This window comes from Bombella apis (assembly GCF_018221685.1).
In the GTDB taxonomy this organism is placed as follows: domain Bacteria; phylum Pseudomonadota; class Alphaproteobacteria; order Acetobacterales; family Acetobacteraceae; genus Bombella; species Bombella apis.
This window is the reverse complement of the sequence record NZ_JAGJTM010000004.1, coordinates 516,012-541,783: the sequence shown is the minus strand read 5'-3', so window position 1 is coordinate 541,783 and position 25,772 is coordinate 516,012. Positions and strand designations below refer to the sequence as shown.

21 protein-coding genes are annotated in these 25,772 nt (G+C 60.1%); 7 read left to right on the top strand and 14 right to left on the bottom strand.

The features are described from left to right. Positions 1-186 precede the first annotated feature (186 nt). Both J8Z04_RS05605 and J8Z04_RS05600 read left to right on the top strand, forming a co-directional pair. The gene (locus J8Z04_RS05605) at positions 187-879 is read left to right on the top strand and encodes a carbonic anhydrase (RefSeq protein ID WP_043560716.1); all 693 of its coding nucleotides are present in this window, start codon (positions 187-189) and stop codon (positions 877-879) included. Continuing rightward, entirely contained in the window at positions 872-1,813 is a 942-nt protein-coding gene (locus tag J8Z04_RS05600; protein WP_192848030.1) for an endonuclease/exonuclease/phosphatase family protein, read from the top strand. The genes J8Z04_RS05605 and J8Z04_RS05600 overlap by 8 nt, the downstream gene beginning before the upstream one ends. A 64-nt stretch (positions 1,814-1,877) precedes the next feature. On the opposite strand, the gene J8Z04_RS05595 is transcribed toward J8Z04_RS05600, so the two are convergent. Beyond that, positions 1,878-3,419: a peptide chain release factor 3 gene (locus J8Z04_RS05595; RefSeq protein ID WP_043560717.1), complete on the bottom strand. Its 1,542-nt coding sequence runs from the start codon at positions 3,417-3,419 to the stop codon at positions 1,878-1,880. Positions 3,420-3,509: 90 nt separating this feature from the next. Further along, positions 3,510-4,127: a 30S ribosomal protein S4 gene (rpsD, locus tag J8Z04_RS05590; protein ID WP_043560719.1), complete on the bottom strand. Its 618-nt coding sequence runs from the start codon at positions 4,125-4,127 to the stop codon at positions 3,510-3,512. A gap of 330 nt (positions 4,128-4,457) precedes the next feature. Between rpsD and J8Z04_RS05585 the strand changes: the two genes are divergently transcribed. Continuing rightward, positions 4,458-5,660 (top strand): MFS transporter, encoded by a 1,203-nt coding sequence (locus J8Z04_RS05585; RefSeq protein WP_192848029.1) that lies wholly within the window; start codon positions 4,458-4,460, stop codon positions 5,658-5,660. A gap of 16 nt (positions 5,661-5,676) precedes the next feature. On the opposite strand, the gene J8Z04_RS05580 is transcribed toward J8Z04_RS05585, so the two are convergent. From J8Z04_RS05580 to J8Z04_RS05560, 5 genes are all read right to left on the bottom strand, one after another. Continuing rightward, a complete protein-coding gene (locus J8Z04_RS05580) occupies positions 5,677-7,374 on the bottom strand; it encodes a TolC family protein (RefSeq protein ID WP_052349106.1) in 1,698 nt (565 codons plus the stop codon). Further along, positions 7,374-9,251, bottom strand: a complete 1,878-nt coding sequence (locus J8Z04_RS05575; protein WP_192848028.1) for an FUSC family protein — start codon at positions 9,249-9,251, stop codon at positions 7,374-7,376. The genes J8Z04_RS05580 and J8Z04_RS05575 overlap by 1 nt, the downstream gene beginning before the upstream one ends. Then, on the bottom strand, positions 9,229-10,281 hold the full coding sequence (gene mdtN, locus J8Z04_RS05570; RefSeq protein ID WP_043560724.1) for a multidrug transporter subunit MdtN: 1,053 nt from the start codon (positions 10,279-10,281) through the stop codon (positions 9,229-9,231). The genes J8Z04_RS05575 and mdtN overlap by 23 nt, the downstream gene beginning before the upstream one ends. A 15-nt stretch (positions 10,282-10,296) precedes the next feature. After that, positions 10,297-10,593 carry a YtcA family lipoprotein gene (locus J8Z04_RS05565; RefSeq protein WP_081562994.1) on the bottom strand — a complete coding sequence of 99 codons (297 nt, stop codon included), beginning with the start codon at positions 10,591-10,593 and terminating at the stop codon, positions 10,297-10,299. Positions 10,594-10,865: 272 nt separating this feature from the next. Beyond that, the gene (locus J8Z04_RS05560) at positions 10,866-12,263 is read right to left on the bottom strand and encodes an MATE family efflux transporter (RefSeq protein ID WP_232086312.1); all 1,398 of its coding nucleotides are present in this window, start codon (positions 12,261-12,263) and stop codon (positions 10,866-10,868) included. 92 nt (positions 12,264-12,355) lie between these two features. Here J8Z04_RS05560 and cysS point away from each other — a divergent pair, with 92 nt between their 5' ends. The 3 genes from cysS to J8Z04_RS05545 all read left to right on the top strand — a co-directional run bounded on the left by cysS (position 12,356) and on the right by J8Z04_RS05545 (position 15,591). After that, positions 12,356-13,744, top strand: coding sequence for a cysteine--tRNA ligase (cysS, locus tag J8Z04_RS05555; protein WP_192848027.1), 1,389 nt, complete (start codon positions 12,356-12,358; stop codon positions 13,742-13,744). Between the two features lie 8 nt (positions 13,745-13,752). Further along, on the top strand, positions 13,753-14,535 hold the full coding sequence (locus tag J8Z04_RS05550; protein ID WP_043560726.1) for an RNA methyltransferase: 783 nt from the start codon (positions 13,753-13,755) through the stop codon (positions 14,533-14,535). Between the two features lie 72 nt (positions 14,536-14,607). Next, positions 14,608-15,591: an ion channel gene (locus tag J8Z04_RS05545; protein WP_192848026.1), complete on the top strand. Its 984-nt coding sequence runs from the start codon at positions 14,608-14,610 to the stop codon at positions 15,589-15,591. A gap of 27 nt (positions 15,592-15,618) precedes the next feature. Here J8Z04_RS05545 and gltX read toward each other — a convergent pair whose 3' ends face one another. The 4 genes from gltX to J8Z04_RS05525 all read right to left on the bottom strand — a co-directional run bounded on the left by gltX (position 15,619) and on the right by J8Z04_RS05525 (position 20,188). Next, positions 15,619-16,956 (bottom strand): glutamate--tRNA ligase, encoded by a 1,338-nt coding sequence (gene gltX, locus J8Z04_RS05540; RefSeq protein WP_192848025.1) that lies wholly within the window; start codon positions 16,954-16,956, stop codon positions 15,619-15,621. 60 nt (positions 16,957-17,016) lie between these two features. After that, the gene (locus tag J8Z04_RS05535; RefSeq protein ID WP_192848330.1) at positions 17,017-17,466 is read right to left on the bottom strand and encodes a hypothetical protein; all 450 of its coding nucleotides are present in this window, start codon (positions 17,464-17,466) and stop codon (positions 17,017-17,019) included. A gap of 107 nt (positions 17,467-17,573) precedes the next feature. Further along, positions 17,574-18,749: a beta/alpha barrel domain-containing protein gene (locus tag J8Z04_RS05530; RefSeq protein ID WP_086431121.1), complete on the bottom strand. Its 1,176-nt coding sequence runs from the start codon at positions 18,747-18,749 to the stop codon at positions 17,574-17,576. 59 nt (positions 18,750-18,808) lie between these two features. Then, complete coding sequence (locus J8Z04_RS05525; RefSeq protein WP_103765382.1) at positions 18,809-20,188, bottom strand: class II 3-deoxy-7-phosphoheptulonate synthase; 1,380 nt, start codon at positions 20,186-20,188, stop codon at positions 18,809-18,811. Between the two features lie 286 nt (positions 20,189-20,474). On the opposite strand from J8Z04_RS05525, the gene J8Z04_RS05520 reads away from it, so the two are divergent. Next, a complete protein-coding gene (locus J8Z04_RS05520; RefSeq protein WP_043560745.1) occupies positions 20,475-20,921 on the top strand; it encodes a hypothetical protein in 447 nt (148 codons plus the stop codon). 75 nt (positions 20,922-20,996) lie between these two features. On the opposite strand, the gene J8Z04_RS05515 is transcribed toward J8Z04_RS05520, so the two are convergent. The 3 genes from J8Z04_RS05515 to J8Z04_RS05505 form a co-directional block, all read right to left on the bottom strand. After that, on the bottom strand, positions 20,997-23,090 hold the full coding sequence (locus J8Z04_RS05515) for an FUSC family protein (RefSeq protein ID WP_192848024.1): 2,094 nt from the start codon (positions 23,088-23,090) through the stop codon (positions 20,997-20,999). Positions 23,091-23,118: 28 nt separating this feature from the next. Continuing rightward, a complete protein-coding gene (gorA, locus tag J8Z04_RS05510) occupies positions 23,119-24,510 on the bottom strand; it encodes a glutathione-disulfide reductase (RefSeq protein ID WP_086431123.1) in 1,392 nt (463 codons plus the stop codon). 203 nt (positions 24,511-24,713) lie between these two features. Then, positions 24,714-25,607 carry a ferredoxin--NADP reductase gene (locus J8Z04_RS05505; protein WP_192848023.1) on the bottom strand — a complete coding sequence of 298 codons (894 nt, stop codon included), beginning with the start codon at positions 25,605-25,607 and terminating at the stop codon, positions 24,714-24,716. Positions 25,608-25,772 lie beyond the last annotated feature (165 nt).

Below are 25,772 nucleotides of genomic sequence, written 5' to 3'. Positions count from 1 at the left end.
CCTTCTCTGGCCTTGCCCGCCCAGGTCATGAAAGACATTTCATGAATCAGGAGGGGCTTTCGTCTGGACGCTTCTTAAAAAGATTTTTAATATATGGCCTATGGGCACCGTGACCTGCCTTGCCCATAGTGGGCTCGCCAGGGCTTTGCCCCGCATGATGCGTCTTTGATCAGGAAACATAACGCTATGGTCTTCCACCGTAACACTCTTCTGGAACTCCTTGATGGCGTCCGCACCTTTGAAGAAGAGGTGTATCCGGAAAAAAAGGATCTCTTCCAGAGTCTGGCTTACGATCAGAACCCACCAACGCTATTCATCACCTGCGCCGACAGCCGCATCAGCCCGAGCCTGATCACCCAGACAGAACCGGGTGAGCTGTTCCTCATCCGCAATGTCGGCAACATCGTTCCGGCCTATGGCAACATGGTCGGGGCCGTGGCTTCCGCCATCGAATACGCCGTCGGAGCTCTGGGGGTAAAAAACATCATCATCTGTGGCCACTCCAACTGCGGGGCCATGTCCGCCCTCATCAATCTGACCACAAACCCGGAAAAGCTGGCCGACATGCCAACCGTCCGCCGCTGGCTGCACAATGCCGAGGCCGCTGCTGCCACCATCGGCGATCTGCGGGCTGAAGATGTTGGCCCCAAAGATGTCCGCGATCTGGCTGAGGCCAATGTCCGCCTTCAGCTCACCCATCTGAAGACACACCCGATCGTTGCCAAGGCTCTGTCCCGTAACGAGCTGAACGTACAAGGCTGGTACTACGACATCCAGAATGGACGCATGTACATTCTCCACGAGAATAACAAGACGGAATATTCCGTTGAAGAGGCCATCGCCCTTCTCAAGGAAACCGGCACAGCCAACCATGCCTGACAGCGTGCCCTTTCGGGCACCGGAGAGCCGTCTGTCCCCCGGGGCAGGCGGTTTTTCATGCCACGCCCTGTCCCTTGCACTCTCTCTGCTGTGCAGCTTCATCCTGCTGCTGTCCCCAGCACAGGCTTCGGAAAGCCTGAAGCTGACCAGCTGGAACATGGACTGGCTCACCCTCCGCCCTGCCAGTGACCATACCCTGCCCCCTGATGCCCCCACACGCACGGCTGCGGACTTCGCAGCCCTGCGTCATCAGGCACACCGTCTCCACAGTGACATCCTCGCTTTTGAAGAAGTGGACAGTCTTGCGGCGGCCCAGCTTGTTTTCCCTCAGGACGAGTATGACCTCTACATCACGCCAGACCCTATTCCCCAGAAGGTCGGACTGGCGATCCGGCGGACGGCCGGCCTGAGCGTCACCGTCAATCCCGAGATCACGGCTCTCAATATCCCGCAGCCGGGGCATCATCACCCCCTCCGGGGCGGCATGGATGTCACCCTCCGCAAAGGAGCCTCCAGCCTGAGACTGCTCATCGTCCATCTGAAGACCGGATGCTGGGCACAGCCTCTTGCTGCCAGAAAACGTGCCTGTTCCCTGCTCTATCAACAATTCCATGTCATCGAGGACTGGATACTGGACAGGGTGGATGACGGGACGCCCTTTGCCATTCTGGGAGATTTCAACCGCCGCCTGACACCGGCTGACCCTCTCATGCAAAATCTCCAGAACGACGCCAGCCTGACCCTCACCACGGCGGGCTTTACCAGCCCCTGCCGCCGCAGTGGTGACCTGTTCATCGATCACATCCTGCTCGGCAATCAGGCCCGGGACTGGTTCATTCCGGGAAGTCTCCGTGTCATGCTCTTGCGCAATGTGGCACAAGGGCTGACCCTTTCAGACCACTGTCCTGTCTCCGTGCAGATCAGGCTGCCCTGAAAACAGAAAAGCCCGGGACGGTCTCCCGCCCGGGCCTTTCCTCATGTTTCGGGCAGGAAGAACTTCAGGCCGTTCCAGACATCCCGATCTGCTTGATGTCATGGAAACTGAGAGCCTCATTCATCTCGATAGCCCGGTTCATCATGAAGCCAGAACCGGCAAGGAAGACTGGATCACCATCCAGATCATCAGCCATCGCACTCCGGTTGAGGGCCACAAACTGCTCCAGGGCAGCTTTATCGCCCGTGACCCAACGGGCAAGCGTGAAAGGCGTGCTCTCAAAACCGACCGGCACGTTATATTCCGCCTGGAGGCGGGACTGCAGCACGTCCAGCTGGAGGGTCCCCACCACGCCCACGATTGGCGGGGCTCCATCCTGCGGGCGGAACAGCTGGACGACCCCCTCTTCCGCCAGCTCCACGAGGGCCTGACGCAGCTTCTTCGCCTTCATGGCATCATCCAGCCGCACACGACGCAGGATTTCCGGGGCAAAATGCGGAACCCCCGTGAAGCGCAGGTCTTCACCATCCGTCAACGTATCACCAATGCGAAGTGTCCCATGGTTGGGAATCCCCACCACGTCCCCGGCAAAGGCTTCCTCCACCAGCTGCCGGTCCTGCGCAAAGAAAAACTGTGGCGTATGAAGGGCGAACTGCTTGCCGATACGCACATGCTTCAGACGCATCCCACGGGTCAGCTTCCCTGAACAGACACGGGCAAAAGCCATGCGATCCCGGTGATTGGGGTCCATATTGGCCTGAATCTTGAAAATCAGGGCCGTGACATTCTCTTCCGTCGCCTGCACATCCCGTGTCTCAGAGGGCTGGGCACGGGGCGGCGGCCCATAGGCAGCCAGAGCATCCAGAAGGTCCGTCACCCCAATCTCTTTCATGGCTGAACCGAAAAAAACGGGCGTCAGATGTCCTTCATCGAAAAATTCCTTCTCGAAAGGAGGAAGGGCCACCTCGGCCAGTTCTACTTCTTCCCGCATCTGGGCCAGCCGCTCATCATCCTCGGGCAGCTCTTCCTTCAGGTGCAAGGACTTCGTACGAAGGTCATAAATACCGGCAAATTTCGCCGCACGCCCGACCGGCCATGTCGCCGGGGAGACGTCCAGAGCCAGCGCACTGGAGATTTCATCCAGCAGGGCAAAACAGTCCTGCGCCTCACGGTCCATCTTGTTGATGAAGGTGACGATGGGAATATCCCGCAGACGGCAGATCTCGAACAGCTTGCGGGTCCGGGCCTCGATGCCCTTGGCGGCATCAATCACCATCACGGCGCAGTCCACCGCTGTCAACGTGCGGTAGGTATCCTCGGAGAAGTCCTCATGGCCCGGCGTGTCCAGCAGGTTGAAGACACATCCACCATAATTGAAGGTCATCACCGAGGTGACGACCGAAATGCCACGGTCCTTCTCGATGCTCATCCAGTCCGACCGTGTCCGCCGCCGCTCTCCCTTGGCCCGGACATTCCCGGCCATCTGGATGGCCCCACCTGCCCGCAGGATGCGCTCTGTCAGCGTGGTCTTACCGGCATCAGGATGGGAAATGATGGCAAAAGTGCGCCGCCGGGGAATCTCCGCAGCGATGGTAGGGTCGGACATATCAGCCTTCCTGGGAAGAGAGCGTAAGAAACGGCAAACGCCGGACGGTAAAACCGCCCGGCGCCTCCATATACAGCCAGTAGCCGTATCTTAGCGGGAGTAGAACTCGACCACCAGATTCGGTTCCATCTGCACCGGGTAAGGCACATCGGAGAGCTGCGGAACACGGATGAAGGTACCCTTCATCTGGCGATGATCCACCTCGATGTATTCCGGCACATCACGCTCGGCACTCTGGACGGAATCCAGAACGATGGCGAGCTGCTTGGACTTCTCACGCACCTCGATCACATCGCCTTCCTTCACCAGATAGGAGGGGATGTTGACGCGTTTGCCGTTGACCAGCACATGACCGTGGCTGACGAACTGACGGGCAGCGAACGGCGTCATGGCGAATTTCAGACGGTAGATGACGGCATCCAGACGACGCTCCAACAGGCCGATCAGGTTCTCAGAGGTATCACCCTTGCGGCGCACGGCCTCGTCATAATAGCGGCGGAACTGCTTCTCGCTGATGTTGCCGTAATAGCCCTTCAGCTTCTGCTTGGCCATCAGCTGCACGGAGTAGTCAGACGGCTTCTGACGGCGGCGCTGACCATGCTGACCCGGGCCATATTCACGACGGTTGACCGGGGACTTGGCACGGCCCCACAGGTTGACGCCGAGGCGGCGGTTGATCTTGTACTTGCTCTCAAGACGTTTTGACATCGGTTAAACCCGTATTCTCTCAGACCGGCGGCCCTGTGCGACAGCCCTTTGTTGCACCGGTAGGTTCCCCTCCCCCATCACGGGGTACTTGGAGAACGGAACAGCCTGCGAACCTCATGGAACAGTGCGCCACAGCACGCATCATCCCGGCCAGACCATCCAACATTCCCGGCAATGGCACTGCCGTTACACGAGGCAGGACAGAGTGTCAAGAAATCCGACCATGTGGGAAGGTCGTACGCCATGCCTGAACGGCAAGAAGAGATTGGAAAAAGCAGGCCATATCCCGTATATCCTCGTCATCCCCAATCAGACTGGAGCACTCCCTTTATGGAGCAGACCGAAACGGTTACAGGCCCACGCCTGACCCCGCCTCATGGCGTCGCCCCGGCCATTGCAGCCCTCATGCTCGGGACCTTTACCATTGGCACGGGAGAATTCGGAATGATGGGCATCCTGCCTGCCTTCTCCCATGCCCTTGACATTTCCATCGGGCAGGCCAGCGCCGTCATCTCCGCCTATGCTCTTGGCGTGGTAGTGGGTGCCCCCATCATGGCCATCGCCGGAGCCCGCCTGCCCCGCCGGACAGTCCTGCTGCTTCTGCTCTCCCTGTTCTGCATCGGCAATATCGGCACCATCCTCTTTACCTCACTCCTGCCCATCGAGGTCATGCGCTTCATCACAGGGCTGCCCCATGGGGCCTATTTCGGTATCGCTGCCCTGACGGGTGCCTCCATGGTCGAACGGGCCCGGCGGGGACGGGCCATCAGCATGGTCCTGTCCGGCATCATGATCTCCACCGTCATAGGCGCACCACTCAGCACGTTCCTCTCCCAATATGTTCCGTGGGAAGTGATTTATGGAGCCCTGTCCGTTCTGGGGCTGATCTGCGTGGCCGGGGTAGCCTTTTTCATCCCCGCTGACCGCCCGCAGAACAACATCAATGCCCGTTCCGAGCTGTCCGCCTTCAGGAACCCCCACGTCCTGCTGACCCTGCTGACCGGGGCCATCGGTTTCGGCGGCATGTTCGCCGTCTATACCTTCCTGACCTCCGGGCTGGGACAGGTAACGCATCTCAGCCCCTGGATGGTCACGCTCTATCAGGTCATCTGGGGATGCGGAATGGTCGCCGGCAATGCCTTCGGCGGGGCCATGATTGACAGGAACCTGAACCGCACGACCATTTTCAGCCTGATTGCCAGCGTTGTCTTCATGCTGGCCTTCTGGCTGCTGCTTCCCTCCAGTACTGCCATGCTGGTTGTCTGCTTCTTCCTGCCTGCTGCCACGATCATCCTCAGTCCCGCCATGCAGGCCCGTCTCATGGATGTTGCCGGAGATGCCCAGACGCTGGCAGCCTCGCTGAATCACTCGGCCTTCAACATCGCCAACGCTCTGGGGGCATCCCTGGGTGCCATGCTGGTAGAGCACGGCCTGGGCATCAGAGCCGTTGGCTGGGGCGGGGCCATCCTCTCAGCCAGCGGGCTGCTGATCTACCTCGTCACGCTCCAGGTCGCCCGCCTTCACAAGCCATGAAAAAACGGCAGGCCCCTCAGCCGGGGGCCTGACCGCTGGAGACCGGCACAGCCGGAGCTGCTTCTTCCAATGAACCTTCAATATTGGACAGAACACTGCTGCTGCCCAGCGTACCAGCCGCATAAGCCAATGATGCGGCTGCACTCAACATGCCGTAATAGCTGTCCGAAACGGACAGGCGGGCATTGAGCAGCGTATTCTGGAGCTCCAGCATCCGGGTCATCGTACCATCACCCGAACGGTAGGCTGTAAGGGCGGCATCAAAGCCGGTCTGGCTAGCCTTCTGGAGGCTCAGTGCCGCCTGATAGGCCGTGATGCCCGTATGCAGCATGGCCTCTGCACTCACGATCGTCCGGACAGCATTGTTCTGCGTGTCCTGCAGCGCAGCACGGGCACTGTCTTCCCGCTCATGCGCCTGCCGCAGACGATTGCGACGCAGCCCGCCATCATAGATCGGCACGGAAATACCTGCCGTGATGAGACCCCCGAATGTATGCACACGATCGTTGATCGAGTTCACATTGACAAGCGGCAGATTGCGAAAATGCAGGTCATCAAAGTTGTACCCGACATTGCCACTCATGAAAATCTGCGGCCTGTAGCTGGCACGGGCGCCTTCCACCGCACTCTGGGCGGCACGCAGGCTCGTATAGGCTGCCAGGACATCCGGCCGACGGGCCACAGCCTCATGCACCATCTCATCACTCAGGCGGATATCCTCAACGCGGATGTTCCTCCCGCTGTCCGTCTGCACATGCAGTGGCTGGGATGGATTCACGCCCACGGCAGCCAGCAGCTCCAGCCGGTATGTCTCCACATCCCCTTCCGTTCTGGCCAGCACCAGCTCGGCTTCCGCCACGGCCTGCTCGGCCTGTGACGTATCAATGACCGTCCCTTCCCCGTTTCTCAGGTTGGCATCTGCGGCCCGGGCAATCGCATGGGCATTCTCAAGAGACTGGCGCACAAGCGCCACATTGTTCAGAGCAGCCGCATAACGGTAATAAGCCAGAGCCACCTTGTGGATGACCTTCTGGTGTTCACCAGTAAAGAGGATGTTCTGCCCAATGCTCTTCTGGGTCGCTTCCTCCATCACGGCACGACGTTTGCCGAAGTCGAACAGCAACCATTCCAGCCCGACCTGCTGACGTTCCAGTGTGCCCTGAAGGCGGGTATTCAGACTCGCATGCTGGCCTGCCACCCGGAAGCGGTTGTGTGGCTCCAGCAGGCCATACCCCCCCATGGCTACGGCTGTCAGATGCGGCAGATAGGCCGAGCGGGCAATGCCCGTCTCTGCCGCACTGACCCGTGCTGCATCCCAGGCCTGACGTGTAGAGGGGTTGATGGACTGGGCCATGTCGATCAGATCGGCCAGATCGTAGGAATGATCCACCTGCACGGTGCCCAGTGCAGCAGGCTGCGGCAGGACACGGTCCGATGCGAGGCGGTACCCCGCAGGCATTTTCAGGACACGTCCCCCCTTCTGGCCCGGTGCCCCTTTTTCATGCCCCTCGATGATATGACCATTCACATCAACCGGTGCATTCCATGGCTGGTTGGGGGCAGGCGGCATATTCCGCATGGCCGTTGTCTGGCAACCACTCAACGCACTGCTGCAGAGAAGAGCACTACAGACCAGCACGGCCCTGCGCCATACCTTCCCCGGCTGCTGCATTTTTTTACGCTCCATGACCTGTTTCCACTCAAAACCATCCATCAGAGACCTCCTCCTTCCTTAAGGGAAGCGGTCTCTCCCCCCTTCAGTATCTGCCCCAGACGAAGAGACTGTTTCTGCTGGCTGGCAGCAATATCCCCGAACAGACACCCGGCACTCATGGCCGCACGCCGCAGGAACAGCATGTACTGCCTCATGCGATGTTTTGTCGGACGCATGGCGGCCGGTTCTATCATGACCTGCCGCAGCTGGCTCATGGCCCCACTGGCCGTTTCCTGTATCCGTGCCGCCTGAAGCATGCGCTGGTCGTGATTCCAGTCCGTGATATCCTGCGCCAGCAGGCCATCAAGCGCCTTGAGCTTTTGCAGGGCCCCACCCATCGCACTGTGTGGCCAGAACATGGTATGCACGACATATGTGATGGCCAGACCGATCAAGATACCGATGATACGGTCACGGGGCACTGTCAGGTCCGTCGTTGGCGCATATTTGGCAAGATCAGCCAGCGTGAAGGTCACGATGATCTGCAACCCAAGGTAGGAAATACGCTGGTCGCCGGCCTTGACCCATGCCCCGATGAAAATGACCACACCCATGACCAGCATGATCTCGGCTATGTCCGTCATGTGTGGCATGAGCCATACGATGGTGCCCATGGCCATGAAACAGCCTATCAGAGCCCCGACAATACGCAGCCGCTGTTTGTCCAGCACGGCCCCCATCGTCGGCAGGGACACGATGAAGCAGGTGATGATGCACGTATGCACCCCCGGCCAGTTCAGCATCTTGTATGTGATGATGGAAAGGCAGACAGAGACGGTCCCCTTGACGGCAAAGCGGACATGCTCCGGGTCCGTAAAGGCACCAGGAAGGAAAAAGCCCGATTTCTTTTTCGGTGCGGCATTTCCGGACTGGCTGGAAGGCAGCTGCACGTCCTCGGCTGTCAGGGGCTGGTCCAGACCGTTCAGCAGGCGCTCCATCTCCTGGGCGATATCACCTGAGCAGACCTGATCCGTGCCCGTTTCGGCCGGGCGGCCACCTGTTTCAAAACACTCCGCCGCTTCTTCCAGCCGCTTGGCCAGATACGCACAATCCTCCATGGAAATGGGGGCGTTGGGCTTCAGGCAGCGTTCAACAAATTGCAGGATGCCAAAACTGTTCAGAGCTGCCCGGCGCAGGTAGGACAGGTCTTCCGGGCTCCAGCGCTGTTCCGCGGTGGCAGCACCGAGCATGCCGAACATGCCGCTGACCCCCTCACCCACGGTATCCATGACGGCATCCTGCCAGGCCTGAGGGATGCCGCGCCCCTCGCCCCGCCGTCCCAGACATTTCGCCGACAGGCGCAGCCGCTCGATGATCTGGTCCGTGAGGACATGCTCTGGAGACGGAGAAAGACAGCTCCCCACAAAGGCCATCATGCCGGCGATGATGAGAAACACACGCCATGCCGACAGAACAAGACGGGCGATACTGTCACCGCTCTGCACATTGTCCAGCGCCACCAGCATGTAGGAAAGGATCAACCCGCCAATGACACTGATCATGCCAAGGATGGTTGTCGTGCTGAGGAAGAAAAAGACGAAGCTGAGAACAAGGTTGAAAATGAGCGTTGCCAGAAAATTGTTGATTGTCGTGGCAACCCCCACATAGAGAGCCCCCGTCACACCGGAAAAGAAGATGATGTACATGACGGAGATCTTCATGTTCGCCACCCTGTTCCCCTGCCACAACGCCCCCAGGGTGAGCGTGAGCAGGGTCAACATGGGCAGCTGCCATATCTCACCTATGAGGACGAGCGCCATGCATACGATGGCGGTCCGCAAGGCCAGCGCCGTGCGCCCACGGGTTGGCCTTACGGCCAACCGCCAGAGACGCATGAAGGCGTCCAGATAGGGTTTAACCATGACAGGCAGCACCATGGAGAATTTCCACGTTGGCTGTTGCCCCCAGTCTCATCAGATGTTCAGGAGCATGTTCGATCCTGATGCGCACAGGGAAACGCTGGGCAATATGCACCCAGTCCATCTGCCGCTCGACAGACGGCACACCACGTTCGCTTTCCCTCATGTAATCGGTCGTCACACCCCGGCCAATGCTCTCGACAACCCCGTGGATGGCATGGCTGCGGTCGATCATGGAATACACGGTGGCGCAGTCACCCGGACGGACCGGCTTCAGGTTGATTTCCCGGATTGGGGCAATGGCATACCACTCATCCTTGGAAACCAGCGTAAACAGGTTCTCGTTGGCAGCCAGCACCTCGCCTTCCCGAACATTCAGACTCGTCACATAGCCATCTATGTTGGCCGTCACACGGGTCTGACGCAGCTCATAGCGGGCATGTTCCACCGCCACGGATGCTTCCTGCAACATGGCCTCGGCGTGTTTGACATCACCGACAGCCACCTGGCTGGCCTGCTGTTCGTGCTGGGCTTCTGCCAGGGCATCCACGGCAGAGTTGAACTTCGTCACGGCCTGGTCATAGACCTGCCATGACACATAATGCTGCTCGGCCAATGGCTTGAGACGAGTCACCGTACGCCAGGCAAGGTCCTTCTCATCCTCGGCCTGGTGCCGCTTGCGCTCGTTGGTTGCCGCATTGGCCATGCGGACGGCCAGAGCACGGCGGGCGTCGTTCAGGTCGGCCTGTGCCTGTGTTTCACTGGCCTCAGCCTTGTGCAGGGCAATCTCATAGGGTTCGGGATCAATCTGGTACAGCAGATCCCCCTTGTGGACGACCTGATTTTCCCGGACAGAAAGAGTCTGGAGGCGCCCACCCACCAGAGCGGCCACATGTACGCTTTCCGTATAGATGACAGCACTATCACTGTTGGGATGCTGGCCTGACCGGTGATCCACATACAGGACACCGAGGAGAGCACATAACAGCGTAGCTGCTGCAATCACGCTCCCCACCGGGAAGCGGCCTTTAATCCGTTCTTTTTTCATGAAACCGCCCCTGAATTACCCGTAGAGAAGAAGCCAGCCGACAAGCCCTATCATCGTGCCCATGGAAAGGTAGGTGACCAGATGATACCGCAACAGGCCATCAATATGCAGGATCAGAAAGACCAGCCGCAGCAGGGCGGCGGACACCGCACCGATGAACAGGCAGATGAGCCAGGCCGGAAAATACGCACCGGCCAGAGGAAAGCTCGGTGCCCCGATCCCGGCACAACCCTGCAAGGGCACCATGAGCAGGGCCAGCCCCCACCTTGGGGCTCCATGAGCCCTGAAAGAAAATACTCCGGGCAGCTTCATGCACGCTCCTGTTTCCAGCTACGGGGACAACACACAGCCCTGAAGGGCCTGCCCCCGTACATACGGAAACACCTGCCCTCGCAAAGCATCTGACCAACCAGACCACTCATCTTTTTTACACATCGAAGCGCCCGACGATACGGGAGCATGACCCCTTTTTTCAAACGAATTGAGACAACCAGCATCTCAATCCCTATAAAGTAACATTTAACAACCTGAAAAATGTTTCAGATTACCTATCCTCCCGCAGGGTCTTCCCGCAAGTGACCTTTTTAAGGCCGTGCATCCCCCGTCCTGTACAGCAGAAGGTAAAGCCGTGCCCCAAGGGCAAAGGCCGTCACACCCAGCCCGGCCGCAAGGCCGATCCATAGCCCCTCCACACCATAGCCCTGGTGGAAAGCCAGCCAGTACCCCAGACCGATCCCCACGACACCATAACTCACGATACTGATCACCATCGGAACAAAGGTATCCCCACAGCCCCGCAACGCCCCGTTGCAGACAGCCTGCACCCCGTCGACGATCTGGAAAATTCCGGCAATCTTCAGCAGCAGGACAGTAGTGGCGAACGTACCGGCATCCGGTGGTCCACCAGTATAATAGAGGCGGGCGATCCAACCCGGCAGCAGCATGAGGACAAGGCCCGTCAGAATGGTCCAGGCCAGCACCAGCAACAGGGCACCGCTGGAAGCCCGACAGGCTTCTGCCCTCTTCCGGGCCCCCCGCCAGTAAGCCACCCGTACGTTCGCCGCCTGCCCGATGGCCAGACACACCATGAAAAGCAAAGAAATCGTGTTCAGTGCAACCTGATGCGCCGCAAGGCTGCGTGTCCCCAATCGCCCTGCATTGAGAGTCGTGATCTGGAACAGCAGCAGTTCGGAGGCTGCCGTGACCATCATGGGCAGACCCAGCACCAGCAGTTCCCTGAAGAGCGGCCAGTGGACCCTCGCAGGCTTCAGCAGGTGCCGAAGCTGTGGCCGCCCGAGGCAGAGAAGCAGCAGGACGAGGCTCATGGCCCAGCCCGTCAGCATCGTGGCATGAGCGGACCCGAACAGCCCATAGGCTGGCAGGCCGAACCAGCCATGAATCAGGGCCGCATTGAGCACCCCATTGCACAGGGCCATGGCTGGCATCGTCCACAACAGCAGGGATTCCGCTCCCAGGGATGGCAGCGCCACACGACACAGGCCAAGCAGAACCAGATTGGGCCACAGGGCATAGAGCAGCACATTGATGAACTGCCCTCCCTGCCTGGTCACCATCTCCGGCTCCCCCATCAGGCTGAAAATACCGCTGGAACAGAGAAGAAGGAGCAGACAGGGAATAAACGCCACCATGCCCAGCACGACCCCTGCACTGATGATGCTGCGCCTGTCATGCCCGCCCCCATGGCCATGCTCCACACCACCACGGGCATGGGACAGCAACACGCCGACTCCACCAAGCACGGCCTGAAAGGAGATCATCGTCGTGAAAAAGAAATTGTTGGAAATTCCCCCGATGGCGACTGCATCCACCCCCAGGCTGCCCAGCAGAACGGTATCCGTCACCGCCATGGCCATCTCCGAAAGCTGGGACAGCGCAAGAGGCAGGCCAACCTGCACAAGAGTGCGGATATGGGTCGGCATCCCCACAATCTGGGGGCCCTGTTTCATACGTGATGCAGACATGAGACCGTCTCTATCGCATATAAAGCAAAGTGCAAATTCTAAAAATAAATTCCCCTGTTGCACCAAACGCATCTCTGTCGCATTGAACAGACATGAGCACGCAGAAGAGCAATACAGCCCCCATCTCCCCCCGGCCCGGCCTGAGGCTTCACAACAGCCATCAGCGCACCACTGTTCCCTTCACCCCCGATGATGCCAGCAATGTCCGCCTCTATTTCTGCGGGCCAACCGTGTATGACCGGGTCCATCTCGGCAATCTGCGCTCCATGCTGAGTGCAGACGTGCTTGTCCGGCTGCTCAAGGCGCTCTACCCACAGGTTACCTACGTTCGCAACATTACCGACATTGACGACAAGATCATCCAGCGGGCACGGGAGAATGATGAAGACATCTCCCATCTGACAGAACGGACCACGAAAGACTTCCACGACGATCTTGCTGCCCTGAACATCCTGCCTCCCACTGTGGAACCCAGAGCCACCCAGCACATTCCCGACATGCTGGAGATGATCGGCCGCCTCATCACGCAGGGCCATGCCTATGAGACGGAGGGGCATGTTCTCTTCGACGTCACATCATTCCCCAGTTACGGGGCCCTGTCGGGCCGCTCGCTGGAGGACATGCTGGCCGGTGCCCGAGTGGACGTGGCCGACTACAAGCGCAACCCTGGCGATTTCGTCCTCTGGAAACCTTCCCGCAACGATGAGCCGGGCTGGGACAGCCCATATGGCCGTGGCCGCCCCGGCTGGCACATTGAATGCTCTGCCATGGCAGAACGCTATCTTGGGGAGAGTTTCGACATTCACGGCGGTGGAAACGACCTGCTTTTTCCCCACCACGAGAATGAACGGGCACAATCCCTCTGCTGCTATCCGCATGGCCATTTCGCCCGGCACTGGGTCCATACCGGGATGCTGCTCTCCAATGGTGAGAAGATGTCCAAATCCCTGGGCAACTTCCATACCATCCATGAGGTGCTGGAGCGTACTCCAGCCGAGGCCCTGCGGCTGCTCTTTCTTGGCTCCCATTACCGTTCCACGCTGGACTTCACATGGGAGAAGCTGGACGAAGCCCGCCGCATCATGGACCGATTCTACCGGGCGCTGGAGAAAACGCCACCAGCCAGCACGGACAGCCTTCCGGCCGACATGCTGGAAGCCCTGTGTGACGACCTCAACACGCCGCTGGCCCTCAGCGCTCTCCACCGTTACGCCGATGCTGCGCTGGAAGGCCAGCAGAGTGCTGCGAACCACCTCTGGGCCGGCGGGCAGCTGCTTGGGCTGTTCACCATGAAACCGGCAGACTGGTTCCAGGGAGGGACAGACCTTGACCCCGCCACCATTGAAGCCCTGATTGAAAAACGTCTGGCCGCCCGCAAGGCCCGTGACTTTGCACTGGCCGACCAGATACGCAACGACCTGGCAGAACAGGGCATCCTTCTGGAAGATGGACCTGCCGGCACAACATGGCGGAAAGGATAAGTCATCCCATGACAGGCCGTAATGGTGGAGCTGATCTGGCTCCGCCCGCTCCCTTTGACCCCGTCGTCATCCTTGTCCGCCCGCAGCTGGCTGAAAATATCGGGACCACCGCCCGGGCCATGGCCAATGGCGGGCTGTTCCATCTCCGCCTCGTGGCCCCCCGTGACGGCTGGCCGCAGCCCCGGGCCTGGTATGCCTCCTCCGGTGCCGACCGCATCCTTGAAGAGGCCACGGTCTTCGAGACGGTGGATGACGCCATCGCCGACCTCCACCGTGTTTTTGCCACCTGTCCACGCCCCCGCCACATCATCAAACCGGTCATGACAGCCCGTGGAGCGGCAGCAGAACTGCGGGCCACCAGCAGCCGGAAGCTGAAAAGCGGCATCCTCTTCGGTCCCGAACGGGCAGGGCTGGACAATGAGGACATGGCCCGGGCGGACACACTCATCCGCTATCCGCTCAATCCCCGCTTCATGTCGCTGAATCTGGCCCAGGCGGTGCTGGTCATGGCCTACGAATGGTACCTGACCGAAGATACGGTACCGGAGCAGTATCTCATGACCAACGAGACGCATGTGGCAACCAAGGGCGAGGTGGAAAATTTCATGACCCACCTGCTGCGGGATCTCGATGAGTGCGGTTTCCTCCACCACGAGCAGAAAAGGCCGGGCATGATCCGCAACCTGCGCCATCTTTTCGCCCGTGGAGAGGTAACGGAACAGGAACTGCGGACACTGCATGGTGTCGTGAGCGAACTCTCACGGGCCCGGAAAATCCGCCATATGAAATGACCCGTCCCGGTCTGCCCGGCCAGATTCCGGGCAGGCAGCATCCCCATCCCTCCATCCTGCCATAGGCTCCCCATGCATCTGAAACTGCCAGAAACCCTGCTCCACCAGCATAAGACGGCACCACAGACACCGGGTCTGAGCCTTCTCTCGCAGGACAACATCCTGAACATCGTCACGCGCAGGAAAACAAAGGGCCGCCTGCTGGGAGACATGTATCACAACTGTCTGACCATGGGGTGGCTGCCCTTCTTTGCCACGATGACAGCCGCCTATCTGCTGCTCAACCTGCTGTTCAGCGTCGGTTTCTATCTCGTGCCGCATGGGCTGAGCAACGTGCACAGTGGAAATTTCTGGGGAGACTTCTTCTTCAGCGCCCAGACCCTCTCCACAGTCGGATATGGATATATCTATCCCCAGAGCCCAGCGGCCAATGCACTCGCCACGTTCGAGATGCTGGTGGGGGTCATCTCGACCGCCATCATCACCGGGCTTGTCTTCGCCCGTTTTTCACGCCCGCAGGCCAGGGTCCTGTTCAGCAGCATCGTCACGATCTTCCAGGAGGGGGAGAATCTCAAACTCAATTTCCGGCTGGGGAACCTGCGCAATACACCGTTGATGAATACCAGCGTGGAGGCCATTCTGGCCCGTACGCGATGCGACAAAAATGGCCATACCTCGCTCCAGCTGGAAATACTGCCACTGGTTTACAACCATTTCCCGGTTTTTCCGGTCAGCCTCTCCTTCACCCACCACATCACGGAAAGCAGTCCACTCCACGGGCTGGACAAAGCCACCCTTGAGGAACAACAGGCCCGCATTTTCCTCATCTTCAATGCCACCGATCCCGTTTCAGCGCAGGATGTCTTCGCCCACCATACCTACATGGCACAGGACATGCTCTACGGGGCACGCTTCGTCAGCCTTCTGAGAGCCTCCGGACAGGGCCTGATGGAAGTGGATTTCAGCCTCTTCCACACGACATCTCCAGACCCGCTGCCCGCCAGGGATGAGGAGCCCATCACCGTGACAGATGAGACCTCTGCCGGGACAGACTGACAGGCAGCCCGCCCCGGTCTCATCAGGTCAATGCTGCATGGCATCCTGCAGACGGTGCAGGACCCGCTCCCGCCCCATGAGCGGCAGAAGGGCTGCCAGTTCAGGCCCGGCATCCTCGCCTGTCAGGGCCAGACGCAGGGGCAGGAAGAGCGTCTTTCCCTTGCGGCCGCTTTCACTCTTCAGCACGTCAGTCCAACGCTTCCAGACCGTCCCATCCCACGGTCCTTCCGGCAGGAGACGGGCTGCTTCCTGAAGAAACCCTGCCTCTTCAGGCTGGGACGGAGCCACGATGTCCCCCTGCACGACAGACCACCAGTGAGCGATCTCCACGGCCAGATCGATATTGCCCCGGATGGCCAGCCAGAAGGCCTCATCAGCCCCTTCCGGCAGGTGAGGCCGTATCTCTTCATAGGACATGCCATGCAGGACACGGCGGTTCAGCCCCAGCAGCTGCGGAACATCGAACCGGGCCGCTGACCGGGACACATGGCCGATGTCATAGCCGCGCACGATCTCATCCATGCTGGAGGCGGCCTGCGGGTCATCCGAACTGCCCAGACGGGCCAGATAGGCCACGAGGGCACGGGGTTCGATCCCGTCATTACGCAGTGTGGAAAGGGCCAGCCCTCCCAGACGCTTGGACAGCTTGCCACCATCCTGCCCCAGCAGCAGTGGCAGATGCCCGAAGGTGAAACGCCCTTCCTTCGCCCCGAGGGCCTCGGCAAGGTCAAGCTGCACGCCCGTGTTGGTCACATGGTCCTCACCCCGCAGGATGTGGGTGATGCCCATGTCCAGATCATCAATCACCGAGGCCAGCGTGTAGAGGATGCTGCCATCCGCCCGCACCAGAACAGGATCGGAAACGGCGGTCAGCTTCACATGGCAGTCCCCCATCACGAGGTCGGTCCAGCGGCGGGTGGCCCCGCTCAGCTTGAAACGCCAGTACGGCACCTTGCCGTTGGCCTCTGCCCGGGCACGCTGCTCGGCCGTCATTTTCAGCATGCCACGGTCATAGAGCGGCGGCTTGCCGGCCCGCAGACGCTGCTCCCGCTTGTATTTCAGCTCCAGCTCACTCTCAAAGCAGGGATAGAGCCGCCCCGTTTCCTTGAGGTGCTCGATCACCTCCTCATACCGGGCAAGACGTTCCGACTGGCGGGCGTACTCGTCCCAGTCCAGCCCCAGCCATGTCAGGTCCCGGCGGATGGCTTCCTCATAGGCACTGTTGCCACGCTGCGTATCCGTATCATCCATCCGCAGCAGGAACCGGCCACCATGCCGACGGGCGAACAGCCAGTTCGCCACGGCAAGACGGGCATTGCCAACATGAAGATGCCCTGTTGGTGAAGGGGCAAAACGTACTTTCATACCGTACTCTGTTCTCACTCTCTCATGGGACGCATGGCTGCAGGACCAGTTCCCGGTCCCTTACTGCTGCCCGTTCTGACGGCGGCGGATGACCTCTGCCACGAAAGCCTCATCATCATCGTCATCCTGACCGTCCTCATCAGGCGGTCCGGCCAGTTCCTCGTCACTCACGAGGCGGCGGGGGTCCAGTGCCCGCCAGTCACATTCCATCGGCGTGGCCGGGCTGGAAACGAAATCATCCAGTTCCGTGCTGGACTTCCATCCGTCTTCCCCAGCATCCACAACCTCGGCATTCTCGCCAAAAGCAAACCAGCTCTGCAACACATCCCGATCCGCCGCACCGGGGACACGGCACCGCTCGATGCTGTCCCGCACATAAGCCCGGGCAAAAGCGTTGGCGTGGGCGAGGTCAAAGAAGCCCTTCACCTCTTCCACCACATCATCGTCACCCTCACTGGCGCCGGACTGATCCAGAATACGGACAACCCAACCGGCTTCATCCTGCTTCATGGTTGCCTCGGCCTCTGCCTGCACGGCTTCCTCAGTACTCTGCCCGCTTTCTCCGCCCCGGATTCCATTGATGAAAGCCCGTCTGGCTTCTTTATCCTCGTCATTCATCATCCGGCCCTTTCCTGAATTTTCTGAAGAAGGAACTCACGCCCGATCTTCACCCTCGGCTCACCGTCGTAGGAAACAATATCAGCCGTGGCGTAGGTTTCTGACCAACGATCCGGCAGGAACGACCCCGTCCCCACAATGTCGATCGGTGCAGAAGCATCATGCATGGCCATGCATTTGGAAATACCGAACCCGGACGAAACGACAATTTTCACCTTCGGAAAACCTGCCTCATCCAACGCTTCCCGCATCCGCCAGATGGCGGCCGCAGAAACGCCCGTCCCTACCAGATAGCGCAGCTCCTTTTCCGACCGGTAGCGGCGGATGGTGCCTGGCGTGTTCCGCTCCAGCACCTCATAGGAACGCTGCGGGTCCAGCCCTTCGAGGAAGCGCCCTCCGTGCGTGTCCAGCCGCACACTCAACTCACCTGCGGCGGCCCTTTCCGGAAAGCGGCGACAGACTTCCAGCATGTCCGTCACTTCCTGCCCAAAATAGTCCACCAGCACAGTCAAAGGTTCATCAGGGAAACGCTCCACATACATTTCCGCCGCCCGCAGGGTAGACCCGGCATAACCGATGAAGGCATGAGGCATGGTCCCCAATCCACGCTCCTGCCCGAAAAAACGGGCCGTGGCATGGTTGGCATTGCCGATGAAGCCCACGGCCCCTTCCGCCTGTGCCGCCCGTGACCCCACGGCAGCAGCATAGGCCATCAGCTCCTGCATCTCACCACCGGCACAGTGACGGGCATCCATCGCCAGAAAAGGCACCTTCGGCAGGGCAAGGGCCATCTGGTAGGCGTTATGAGCTGCCACGCAGGCAGCACCCGTCTTCTGGAGCAGCAACGTCTCCAACGGCGCCAGCGCAACAAGCGACCCTGTCAGATAGAAGAGCGGATCCCCTGCTCCGACCCATGTACCTTCTGGATGCACCTCCGTGATCCTGACGGAAAAACCCTGATGACGGGCGACATTCTGCACCCATTGCAGGGCCAGCCCATAGGCCGCCACGACTGGACGGCGGACGAACACGGCATAGGTGACCTCACAATCGCCAAACTGGCTGACGATGTCCCGCATCCGCAGGAAATAGGCATCCGTCCGTCCCTCGATCTGCGGCGCATCCAACGCCTCCTGCGGGCTGCAGGCCTGCTCGAGAGTCTGTTTCCAACTCATCACGCTGTCTCCCCTGACAGAACTGGGCCGATCCTGCGCTTACGGCCGGGCGGACACCTTCAGCGTTTTTCGAAAATACGCTTCAGCCGGTCTGAAAGCTGAAAGGCGATCTCCAGAGACTGCTCGGCATTCAGCCGCGGGTCACAGAATGTCGTGTACCGGGTCGGCAGATCGGCATCCGTCAGACACCGGGGACCACCCGTACATTCCGTCACGTCGCTGCCGGTCATCTCAAGATGGATACCACCGGGCACCACACCGGCCTGCTCGAACACATCAAGGAAGCCCATGATCTCGTCCAGAACATGCTCGAAAGCACGGGTCTTGTATTTGTTGGACGACGTGGTGGTGTTGCCGTGCATGGGGTCACATATCCATGTCACGGTCCGGCCTGTCCTGCGCACGGCCTCCAGCAGCGGGGGCAGGAGCTCACGCACCTTGCTGTGGCCCATGCGGGAAATGAGCGTGATGCGGCCTGCTTCATCCTGCGGATTAAGGATTTCCAGAAGTTTCTGGAGGTCCTCAATGGTCGTGGTCGGCCCGACCTTGATGCCGATCGGGTTGTCCACCCCACGCAGGAACTCCACATGCGCCCCCTCCGGCTGGCGGGTACGGTCGCCAATCCAGAGGAAATGGGCCGACAGGCCATAATGGCGGCCTGTCACCTCATCCACACGGGCCAGAGCCTGCTCATACGGCAGGAGCAGGGCCTCATGAGAGGTATAGAACTCCACCTCGTCGTAATGCGGGGCATTGTCCTCCACGCCACAGGCTTTCATGAAGGCCAGCGTATCCTCCACCTGGGAGGCCAGCTGCTCATAACGCTCACCCTGCGGGGAGTTGCGGACATAGTCCAGATTCCAGCGATGGATGTCATGCAGATTGGCAAACCCGCCCCGGGAATAGGCCCGCAGCAGGTTCAGCACGCCTGCCGCCTGAAAATAGCCCATCTCCATACGGGCCGGGTCCGGCCTGCGGGCCTCGGCAGTGAATTCCGGACTATTGACATTGTCACCACGGTAGCAGGGCAGCTCCACGCCATCCCGCTTCTCCACATCGGAAGAACGGGGCTTGGCATACTGCCCGGCCATGCGCCCGATCTTCACGACCGGAACCTTGGCGGAGAAGGTCAGGATGGCAGCCATCTGCAACAGGACACGGAACGTATCCCGGATGATGTCCCCGGTGAACTCCCCGAAACTTTCGGCACAAGGCCCTCCCTGAAGAACGAAGGCCTCCCCGCGGGAGGCAGCCGCCAGACGCTCTTTCAGGCGGCGGGCCTCCCCGCCAAAAACGAGCGGCGGATAGCGATGCAGACGTTCTTCCACTGCGGCAAGGGCTGCCCCATCCTCATAGGTCGGGGCCTGACGGATCGGACGCAGGCGCCAGCTGGCCGGTGACCATTGTGTCGTGCTGCTGTGCCCGTCTGACTGCTGCATCTTGTTCTCCTGCGACAAGGGAAGCGACCCTGCTCATGGGATGGGCCGCCCGTAACGTAATGGTTGGAGCTGTCATTCCAGTGGGTGATTTTATGACCGAAATGTCCGCTGAATGGTAGAGCAGGCCGCAAAATATTCAACCCGGCTCCTTTCGCCCATGCGGCCATGCCATGACCGCCCTGCGGTTCCTTCATCATTTTACCCTGAAAAGGCTTGATCATCCCGCCGCCTGAAAGGATATATGGGGGAAGGAAGTACTTCCCATCTACGCAGGAACAGAACACACATGGCTTCGCCTTTTCATTCAGTCTCCAGATGCCTGACAGCCGTGACGGCTGCCCTCGGTCTTGCGGCTCTTGTTCCGGCTGCTATGCCGGGTGCCATGGCCCAGACGGTCCATTTCAGCACCCCCTATCAGGACAACCCCGCCACTACCTCCTCAAAACAGGCTGCCCAGCAGGCACAGAAAAACGCCGTGAAAGGTGGTGAGCACTTCCGTGCCCGGGGGCATCGTCCGCCGCCGCCGGGCTATCAGGATGTTCCCTCCACGGAGTTCGAAAATGGCCCGGACCCGGAGCACGAGGCCCATCTCCGCTCCAACCGTGATGCTGTCACGGGCAGCAATCTCGGCAAATTCGGCAGCTCCTATCAGGATACCAACCCCATCCAGAGTGGCCAGGTGGGTGACGCTACCGGCAATGGCTGGGTCGCCCCGCGCGGCAATGGTTTCTGAGGGGAAAAGCGACCTGTAAACGGTCAGCCCGCCCCCGGAAAAGCCCCGTCTCCCCACTGGGAGACGGGGCTTTTTTCATCCTGCCCCCAGTACCTGCCCTGCTGCGGCGCCATACCCCCTGAGAAAGAACGTCCGGCTTGTCTGATACTCAAAGCGGATGATCCTGAGGCAGCCTATCCCGGCAGCAAGGTCCCGCCGGCGGGACAGCCCTCTACTGCCATGGAAGACAGTTTCCAGATGGGCCTGTTCCTGCGTGAACTCTTCCACCGTCATCGGGCTGCTTTCCTGCCCCTGTTCAGTCAGATGGATGATGTCCCGGACCATATGCTCCCCGGCGGCCAGGGCACTTGGGGGCAGACGCCCGAGCGCAACAAGGTCCCGCAGGGTCAACAGGTTCCGCCCGACCGTCATGACGGCCAGCGTGCCACGAATCATGCTGTCAACCTCATCCTGCGGGATCTGGCCCGCAAAACGGATGATCTGCTCCATCCGCAGGGTTGTCTCGTTGGTCCAGAGCCGTTGGGTCTGGGCCCGTCCCCGCAGGGGCTCTTTCAGCTTCTGAATCTCCTTGACCAGCTGCCGCCGCAACTGTACCCATGCCTGTGTCACGGAGAAAGGCAGAACCGTGCGGAACACCTGCACACCGCTCCACAAGGCAAGCAACAGGGCAAGTGACTGGTTGAACCATGTCACCTCATCCACCCTGGCCTGATTGTCCAGAGTTAGAACCCACGGAAAGAAATTGACATAGGACGCTGCAACCCCTGCCAGAGCGGGTATACGCAGTGCCAGCCCCCCGAGGAACATCAGCACGGCAACCGGTATGGCGAAAACGGCATAGTCCGACGTGATGGGCATGACCAGGAAAACCGGAATAATGCTGGCCAGTACGGAGCAGACAGCCCCATAGAAGAAATATTTGCTGATCAGGATCATGTTGTTCATGATTGCGAACCGGGCGCACACCACGCTGAGCAGGCTCATGTAAGCCCCCCCATAGGACCATGCCGTCACCTCCCAGACAAAGGCGCCGATCAATATGGCCACGGCAGCCCGGATGGCGTTGATGGTTGCAAGCCGCCCATCCGCCTGACGTTTTATGCGATGGCGTTTCAGGGCGGGCAGTTTCCGCAGACCTGCATAGTGGGACTCCACCGCCGAGCGGAAATCAATGAGCATGATCTCCACCCCTACCCCAACAATACCCTGCTGGAGAGCATCCTCATCATCCCGGGAGAGGCAGCGTTCCAGCTCGTCATGATTTTCCTGGAGCATGGTTTCAAGCTGGCCCAGCCCAGCCATGACATGAGCCGTGTCCTGCCTGAGCAGGGCTGCGATGCCATCCAGCTCCCCGGCGACACGTTCCAGGCCGGCTGCCAGCCGGGCCGGTATGTGCGGTGCTGATGCAAGACGGGAGCGGACCCCCACCCCACGGGCCAGCACGAAGGAAACACGCTCCAGCGTCACATAGGCCTGATCCGCCTCTTCGCCTGCATGACGGGAATCAATACGGATGAATTCAAGCTGATCATTGAACCCCTGCAACGAGCCAAGAATGCGGGTCATCTCCGCCACACCCTTCTCGTCCTGACGCAGGATGAGGGCCAGAGCCGCGGCTGTCTGGCTGAGCAGGGCAGCCATACGCTGCTGGAGGTCCGTACGGGCCACCCGGTCTGCCCCCGGCACGGTGACCATTCCTGCCACCATTTCACACACCACACCCAGCAGGATGTAAGACCCGCGGGCCATGGCAATATAGAAGACCTGATCGGGATGTTCCGAAGCACCGACAGCAATGATGGCCCCGGTATAACCGGCCAGAACCATGGCATAACCCCGGAAATTCTCCAGCATGCAGGCCATGCCGGTACACCAGCCAACCCAGCCGGCCAGCAACACAAAGAAAATCCACGGATGCTGCGGGGCTACCGCTATCAGGCTGATGCCTCCCACCATGCCCAGCAGGGTTCCGGCAATGCGCCAGCGCCCTTTGGAAAGGCTCATCCCACGGGAATTCTGCGCCACGATCCAGACCGTCATGGCAGCCCACTGGGGCGATCCCATCTCCATCCAGAAGGCGATGGCCAGTGCCACAAGCGAGGCGATGGTCGTCCGCAGGGAGAACAGAACGGCACTCAGGGTATTCGGCTGTAACTTGAGCCAGTTCATGATCCGCCCTGTCCTCCTGCCTGCCCGTTCAGTGGCGGTCCACCAGACGGGTGGGCGTCCTCATCGTCACGAACTCTTCTGCCGTGCTGGGGTGCAGGGCCACGGTCTGGTCCAGCTGCTTCTTTGTCAGCTTCGCCGTCACGGCAATGGCCAGCATCTGGATGATCTCAGGAGCATCCGGCCCGACCATGTGGGCACCCAGCACCACATCACTGTGACGGTCCACCACCAGCTTCATCAGTATCTTCCCGGCCCGTTTGGGCAGCGTCTGCCGCATGGGGGTGAAGCGGGACGTATAGATGGCAAGATCATGCGTTTTGGCTGCCTCTTCCTCGCTCATCCCCACGACACCCACGGGGGATGAGAAGAAGACGGCCTTCGGCAGGGTCTCGAAGGACCATGTCCGCCCCTGCGGATTGAAGAGCTGCTCGGCCAGCATGTGACCTTCCGCAATGGCAGTAGGGGTCAGGTTGTACTGATCCCTGACATCCCCGATGGCATAGATGGAGGGCACATTGGTCCTGCCATCCACCCCCGCCACGACATGTCCTTTCTCCACCGCCACACCTGCGGCATCCAGCCCCAGAGAATCCACGGCAGCCCGGCGCCCCGTAGCCATGATGACCGCATCGACCTCGTAAGAGGCCCCGTCATCCATCACCAGACGGACGGCCCTGCCGCCACCAATATCCTCCAGACGGACCGGCGAGGTGCCCGGATGCTGGGTGATGCCATGCAGGTCGATCAGCTCCCTGAGATGCGTACGGACTTCCTCATCAAATCCACGCAGTGGCAGGGGCTGGCGGTAGAACAGGTCCACCTGCGAGCCCATGCCCGCCAGAATCCCGGCGAATTCCACCCCGATATAACCGCCGCCAATGATGGCAACCCTCTGGGGCCGCTCGGGCAGATGGAACAGCTCATCAGAGGTGATGGCCAGCTCAGCACCCGGAATATCCAGCCGCACGGGGGTGGAGCCAGGTGCCAGCACGATCTTCCTGGCCCGGATGCGCTGGACCGGAGCCTCCGGTGCCAGAACGGACGGGCCGATCTCCAGCGTATTGGCATCCAGCAGCCGGGCATCACCCGTGTAGAGGTCGATCCCGGCCTTCTCCAGCATGGAGACATAAATGCCATTCAGCCGCTCGATTTCCCGGTCCTTGGCGGCAAGGAAGCCGTACCAGTCAAAGGAGGACGGGCGCTGCACATCCCAGCCGAACGCCGGGGCATCCTCGATCATCCGGCCCGTTTCGGCTGCATAGACCATCAGCTTCTTGGGAACACAGCCCAGATTGACACAGGTACCACCCCAGTGTCTGCGCTCGGCAATACCCACACGGGCACCATTCTGGGCTGCAATGCGGGCGCAGCGCACCCCGCCCGACCCCGCACCGATCACAAAGAGATCATAATCCTGCATAACGTTCCTCCCACCTCTCCCCCTTCAGCCAGGGGAAACAGGCCCTGATTATCGCCACACCTGCATGACCCGTTTCCACCAGATAGCAGAACGGGCAGGCCCGAGGGGCTTCACCGATGCGTGAGGGGCCCCGCCACACATCGCCTACTCATACCCGCTCGAACCTGCCCGCTTACGGGTCCGCTGATTTTACAGCCTCGCCTTTACCGCTCGGCAAAAGCCTTTTCGACCACATAGGAGCCCTGACGGCTCATGTTGCCTTCCTCAAAGCCACGCTCTTCCAGCAGCTTCTGGGTATCGGCCAGCATCTCCGGGGACCCGCAGATCATCACGCGGTCATGCTCGGGGTCCAGCTCGTCAATGTTCAGGTCACGGAAGATGCGCCCGTTATTGATCAGGGCCGTGATGCGCTCCTGCACGGGGAACTCCTCACGGGTGACAGCCGGATAATATTTCAGCTTGGCGGCCACATCCTCACCAAGGAACTCATGTTTGGGCAGGATGTTCGTGATGTAATCACGATAGGCCAGCTCGCCACGCTCACGCACCGTATGGGTGAGAATCACGTTCTCATAACGGTCATAGGCGTCCGGGTCCTTGATGAGGCTCAGGAACGGCGCAAGACCTGTCCCGGTGGAGAGGAAATACAGATTGCGGCCCGGCTTCAGGTTGTCCAGCAGCAGGGTCCCCACCGGCTTGCGGCCGATCAGCACCGTGTCACCCACCTTGACGTGACGCAGGCGGGAGGTCAGCGGGCCATTCTCCACGGCAATGGAGAGGAACTCCATCTGGTCCTCATAGTTGGCGGAAGCAAGAGAATAGGCACGCAGCAGCGGCTTGCCCTCCACCTCGATGCCAATCATCGCAAACTGGCCGTTGGAGAAACGCAGGCCAGGGTCACGAGTCGTTGTAAAGCTGAAAAGGCGGTTCGTCCAGTGATGGACCTGCTGGACCTTGGCCGGATAGAGGTGACCATATTCCTTGGTCGGTTCGACAAGGCGATACTGGCCCTCATGCCCTTCAAAGGGGACAAGGCCGGTCAACGGCTCATCAATCACGGGTGTGGGGGCGGATTCAGCGGGGTAAGGCGTGCTCATGATCCGTCGTCATCTCCAGAAATGCAAAAATCACATCATGTTCAGTCAACAGGGCACGGCACCACCCGGAGACCGGGGGCACCGACCAGCATGTTCGACAACATGCCTTTCTTTTACCCGATTGTCACCAGAAACGGGACGCCATGCCCCCTTTTCTCTTGACTT

What these genes read in the sequence shown, in the direction of transcription:
- J8Z04_RS05605 (WP_043560716.1), top strand. Translation starts at nt 187, where the DNA reads ATGGTCTTCCACCGTAACACTCTTCTGGAACTCCTTGATGGCGTCCGC.
- J8Z04_RS05600 (WP_192848030.1), top strand. Translation starts at nt 872, where the DNA reads ATGCCTGACAGCGTGCCCTTTCGGGCACCGGAGAGCCGTCTGTCCCCC.
- J8Z04_RS05595 (WP_043560717.1), bottom strand. Translation starts at nt 3,419, where the DNA reads ATGTCCGACCCTACCATCGCTGCGGAGATTCCCCGGCGGCGCACTTTT.
- rpsD (WP_043560719.1), bottom strand. Translation starts at nt 4,127, where the DNA reads ATGTCAAAACGTCTTGAGAGCAAGTACAAGATCAACCGCCGCCTCGGC.
- J8Z04_RS05585 (WP_192848029.1), top strand. Translation starts at nt 4,458, where the DNA reads ATGGAGCAGACCGAAACGGTTACAGGCCCACGCCTGACCCCGCCTCAT.
- J8Z04_RS05580 (WP_052349106.1), bottom strand. Translation starts at nt 7,374, where the DNA reads ATGGATGGTTTTGAGTGGAAACAGGTCATGGAGCGTAAAAAAATGCAG.
- J8Z04_RS05575 (WP_192848028.1), bottom strand. Translation starts at nt 9,251, where the DNA reads ATGGTGCTGCCTGTCATGGTTAAACCCTATCTGGACGCCTTCATGCGT.
- mdtN (WP_043560724.1), bottom strand. Translation starts at nt 10,281, where the DNA reads ATGAAAAAAGAACGGATTAAAGGCCGCTTCCCGGTGGGGAGCGTGATT.
- J8Z04_RS05565 (WP_081562994.1), bottom strand. Translation starts at nt 10,593, where the DNA reads ATGAAGCTGCCCGGAGTATTTTCTTTCAGGGCTCATGGAGCCCCAAGG.
- J8Z04_RS05560 (WP_232086312.1), bottom strand. Translation starts at nt 12,263, where the DNA reads ATGTCTGCATCACGTATGAAACAGGGCCCCCAGATTGTGGGGATGCCG.
- cysS (WP_192848027.1), top strand. Translation starts at nt 12,356, where the DNA reads ATGAGCACGCAGAAGAGCAATACAGCCCCCATCTCCCCCCGGCCCGGC.
- J8Z04_RS05550 (WP_043560726.1), top strand. Translation starts at nt 13,753, where the DNA reads ATGACAGGCCGTAATGGTGGAGCTGATCTGGCTCCGCCCGCTCCCTTT.
- J8Z04_RS05545 (WP_192848026.1), top strand. Translation starts at nt 14,608, where the DNA reads ATGCATCTGAAACTGCCAGAAACCCTGCTCCACCAGCATAAGACGGCA.
- gltX (WP_192848025.1), bottom strand. Translation starts at nt 16,956, where the DNA reads ATGAAAGTACGTTTTGCCCCTTCACCAACAGGGCATCTTCATGTTGGC.
- J8Z04_RS05535 (WP_192848330.1), bottom strand. Translation starts at nt 17,466, where the DNA reads ATGAAGCAGGATGAAGCCGGTTGGGTTGTCCGTATTCTGGATCAGTCC.
- J8Z04_RS05530 (WP_086431121.1), bottom strand. Translation starts at nt 18,749, where the DNA reads ATGAGTTGGAAACAGACTCTCGAGCAGGCCTGCAGCCCGCAGGAGGCG.
- J8Z04_RS05525 (WP_103765382.1), bottom strand. Translation starts at nt 20,188, where the DNA reads ATGCAGCAGTCAGACGGGCACAGCAGCACGACACAATGGTCACCGGCC.
- J8Z04_RS05520 (WP_043560745.1), top strand. Translation starts at nt 20,475, where the DNA reads ATGGCTTCGCCTTTTCATTCAGTCTCCAGATGCCTGACAGCCGTGACG.
- J8Z04_RS05515 (WP_192848024.1), bottom strand. Translation starts at nt 23,090, where the DNA reads ATGAACTGGCTCAAGTTACAGCCGAATACCCTGAGTGCCGTTCTGTTC.
- gorA (WP_086431123.1), bottom strand. Translation starts at nt 24,510, where the DNA reads ATGCAGGATTATGATCTCTTTGTGATCGGTGCGGGGTCGGGCGGGGTG.
- J8Z04_RS05505 (WP_192848023.1), bottom strand. Translation starts at nt 25,607, where the DNA reads ATGAGCACGCCTTACCCCGCTGAATCCGCCCCCACACCCGTGATTGAT.